Annotated in this window: 4 protein-coding genes; 1 reads left to right on the forward strand and 3 read right to left on the reverse strand. The window is 56.6% G+C overall.

The genetic code is table 11. The annotated features are described in order from the left end of the window. Nucleotides 1–222: phage integrase N-terminal SAM-like domain-containing protein (locus ACOTZP_RS23715; RefSeq protein WP_174754709.1), on the reverse strand; the 222-nt coding region annotated here is incomplete at its 3' end. A gap of 176 nt (nucleotides 223–398) precedes the next feature. Between ACOTZP_RS23715 and ACOTZP_RS23720 the strand changes: the two genes are divergently transcribed. Further along, the gene (locus tag ACOTZP_RS23720; RefSeq protein WP_032488579.1) at nucleotides 399–953 is read left to right on the forward strand and encodes an aminoglycoside N-acetyltransferase AAC(6')-Ib3; all 555 of its coding nucleotides are present in this window, start codon (nucleotides 399–401) and stop codon (nucleotides 951–953) included. Between the two features lie 227 nt (nucleotides 954–1,180). Here the strand turns inward: ACOTZP_RS23720 and istB are convergent, their stop codons facing one another. After that, nucleotides 1,181–1,921 (reverse strand): IS21-like element helper ATPase IstB, encoded by a 741-nt coding sequence (istB, locus tag ACOTZP_RS23725; protein ID WP_012695455.1) that lies wholly within the window; start codon nucleotides 1,919–1,921, stop codon nucleotides 1,181–1,183. Further along, a complete protein-coding gene (istA, locus tag ACOTZP_RS23730; RefSeq protein WP_077249983.1) occupies nucleotides 1,908–3,416 on the reverse strand; it encodes an IS21-like element ISCfr8 family transposase in 1,509 nt (502 codons plus the stop codon). The genes istB and istA overlap by 14 nt, the downstream gene beginning before the upstream one ends. Nucleotides 3,417–3,532 lie beyond the last annotated feature (116 nt).

Consider the following 3,532-nt stretch of genomic DNA (forward strand, 5'->3'; position numbering starts at 1 on the left):
AACCTTGCGCTCGTTCGCCAGCCAGGACAGAAATGCCTCGACTTCGCTGCTGCCCAAGGTTGCCGGGTGACGCACACCGTGGAAACGGATGAAGGCACGAACCCAGTTGACATAAGCCTGTTCGGTTGGTAAGCTGTAATGCAAGTAGCGTATGCGCTCACGCAACTGGTCCAGAACCTTGACCGAACGCAGCGGTGGTAACGGCGCAGTGGCGGTTTTCATGGCTTGTTATGACTGTTTTTTTGTACAGTCTATGCCTCGGGCATCCAAGCAGCAAGCGCGTTACGCCGTGGGTCGATGTTTGATGTTATGGAGCAGCAACGATGTTACGCAGCAACGATGTTACGCAGCAGGGCAGTCGCCCTAAAACAAAGTTAGGCATCACAAAGTACAGCATCGTGACCAACAGCAACGATTCCGTCACACTGCGCCTCATGACTGAGCATGACCTTGCGATGCTCTATGAGTGGCTAAATCGATCTCATATCGTCGAGTGGTGGGGCGGAGAAGAAGCACGCCCGACACTTGCTGACGTACAGGAACAGTACTTGCCAAGCGTTTTAGCGCAAGAGTCCGTCACTCCATACATTGCAATGCTGAATGGAGAGCCGATTGGGTATGCCCAGTCGTACGTTGCTCTTGGAAGCGGGGACGGATGGTGGGAAGAAGAAACCGATCCAGGAGTACGCGGAATAGACCAGTTACTGGCGAATGCATCACAACTGGGCAAAGGCTTGGGAACCAAGCTGGTTCGAGCTCTGGTTGAGTTGCTGTTCAATGATCCCGAGGTCACCAAGATCCAAACGGACCCGTCGCCGAGCAACTTGCGAGCGATCCGATGCTACGAGAAAGCGGGGTTTGAGAGGCAAGGTACCGTAACCACCCCAGATGGTCCAGCCGTGTACATGGTTCAAACACGCCAGGCATTCGAGCGAACACGCAGTGATGCCTAACCCTTCCATCGAGGGGGACGTCCAAGGGCTGGCGCCCTTGGCCGCCCCTCATGTCAAACGTTAGGCGTCATGCATGAACCACACCGTCCCCGCAGAGGTATCCGCTCAGGTGCGGATAGTCGTCGACGTCATAAAGTCACATTTGGAGCCTGTGCTTCTTGCCATTTGTCAATGGCCATTAATTTTGACCCACCTTTGGCCAATAAAATTGACCCACCCTTGCACGTTTAACCCGTTGTTTTCTGTTTCAGCCGATAGCTCTCTCCTCCCAGCATAAAGATGTGTGAGTGATGGATGATTCGGTCGATGATCGGTACTGCCACGTTGTCGTCGTGGAAGAACTCGCCCCAGCAGGTGAAGTCCTTGTTGGTGGTCAGGATGATAGACCGGTATTCGTACAGACTGTTGATCAGCTGGAACAGGTTGTAGCGGGCCTGCCGGGTCATGGGCAGGTAGCCCAGCTCATCGATGATCAAGAGGTCGACCTTGCTCAGCTGGCTGATTTTCTTTTTCAGCTCGCCCTTCATTTCTGCCAGCTCCAGTTCTTCCACCAACTCCAGCGCGGTGCGAAACAATACCCGGTATCCGGCCTCGACGGCCTTGTGGCCAATCCCGATGGCCAGGTGGGTCTTGCCCACGCCTGGCGGGCCGATGAAGATCACGTTGTTGCGCTCGTCGATGAACCGGAAGTCCAGCAGGCTGTTGATCTGGCGCTTGCTGATGGTGGTCTGGTGGCGATAGTCAAAGCCCTCCAGATGCTTGTGCGCAGGAAAGCCTGCCGTCTTGTAATTGCGCTGTACCCGGTTGGCCTGACGCTGCTGGAGTTCGTATTCAGCCAGTCGCTGTGCAAAGCTCAGGAACGACATTTCACTGGCTTCGGCCTCGGCCAGTAACTGGGCGAGCTCTGCGGCGATGGAGGTCATGCGCAGGCTACGGTACTGGGCGGCAGTCTGTTCAAGCATGCCCATGGGTCACCTCCTGGCCAGTCGAGCGGCCAAGCTGTCGGTATGCACTCAAGTCCAGCTCTGACGGAGCCTCTGGCACGGGCTCAGGCAGACGCTCACGCCGGCTGGCCAGCTGGGTGGCCACCAGATACGCTTCGATCTGTCGGGCGGTCAGGCCCGGCTTCTGGCTCAGGTTCAACAGCATGTCCCGTTCAACAGGTGCGTGCTTACTCAGCAGGTTGCGTACTGCGAACAGTTGATCCTTATAGACCTTGGGCAAGGATCTCCGCAACTGATCACACAAGGCCAGGCTGAGTGCCTCGTCGCCCACCAGTACTTGAATGTCCTGCTCCAGCTGCTGCCGGCGCTGGGCATGGTCACGGTAGTGGTGGGTGTTTTTGATAATCTGACCTTTGCCGCCCGCCAACGCATGCTGGGCAATCACTTCGCCAGTTTGTAGATCAATCACATGCAGCTGGCTGTCGTCTTCCAGCACACCGACACGGCTTTGCTGCCAGGCCATGGGCACAGAGTACTTGTTGGCCTTCCAGGAGATCAGTCCGGTCTTATCCGCCTTGCGGGTCTCACGGGCTTCAGATGTGACGCAAGAGGGTGACAGGTAGGGCTTGAGCAGAGCCTGTTCGTCACGTTCAAAACGCAGCTGAGGTGCCTCACCTGTGGTGCCGTGTGCCCGCACATTGGCGACCTTGTCCAGCCAGTGATGCACATGCTCGCGCAGGTGCTGCTCATCACGGAAGGTCTCGCCGTAAAAGCAGTCCTGCTTGACGTATTTGACGCCCGCTTCAACCTTGCCCTTGCTCTCGGGGTCATAGCCTTCGCAAGCATGGATACGAAAGCCGGCTGTGGTGGCGTACTGATGAAAACGCTCGTTGAGGGTCAGCTCCCGGTATTTCTCCTCAATCACCACCAGCTTGGTCTGGTCGTACACCAGCTCTTCAGGCATGCCGCCAAAGTAGCGCAGCGCTTCGTCATGCAGCTGGATGAACTGCCGGGTATCCAGCGGCTTAAACGACAGGCCCACATACATCAGCCGCGAGTACGCCAGCACAAACACAACAAAGTGCACCACTGTTTCCACGCCACCAATCAGCACGTTACGCAGCTCGCCCGGGTCAACCTGGCACTGCACACCCGGCACCTCATCAACCACCGGCTCGTAATATCGGTGCTGACCGGTTGCAACCTCTTCCTTCAGCGCGCTGACGTAACGACGAATACTGCGCTCGGAGGTCGGCAGCTCACCCAGTTTCTCCTTGAGCTTGCGGGCAATCTTGACTGCACTGAGCCCGGGAAAGCTGGCCAGCAAGCTGATCAGGTATCCCCGGTAGGTGTCGAGCTGTTTGCTGCGGACAGGGTTATCCAGCTTGCGGGCAGTGGTTGTTTCATCCTGACGCAGATACTTGCGCACGCTGTTGCGCGAGATGCCCAGCTCCCGGCTGATGGCCCGAATGGAAAGTCCTTTGCCATCGTCATGTAATGATTTTATTTTGTGTATCACGTTCCACCTCATCATCAGAACGGTTCCCGGCCTGCCAAAAGGCTGGGAACCCTATCTGCATTTCTGGCCGGTTGGCCACCTTGGGGTGGGTCAAAATTAATGGCCAGGGCACTGTT

Origin of the sequence: Enterobacter cloacae complex sp. SYL001 (genome assembly GCF_049237025.1) — a bacterium.
In the GTDB taxonomy this organism is placed as follows: domain Bacteria; phylum Pseudomonadota; class Gammaproteobacteria; order Enterobacterales; family Enterobacteriaceae; genus Enterobacter; species Enterobacter intestinihominis.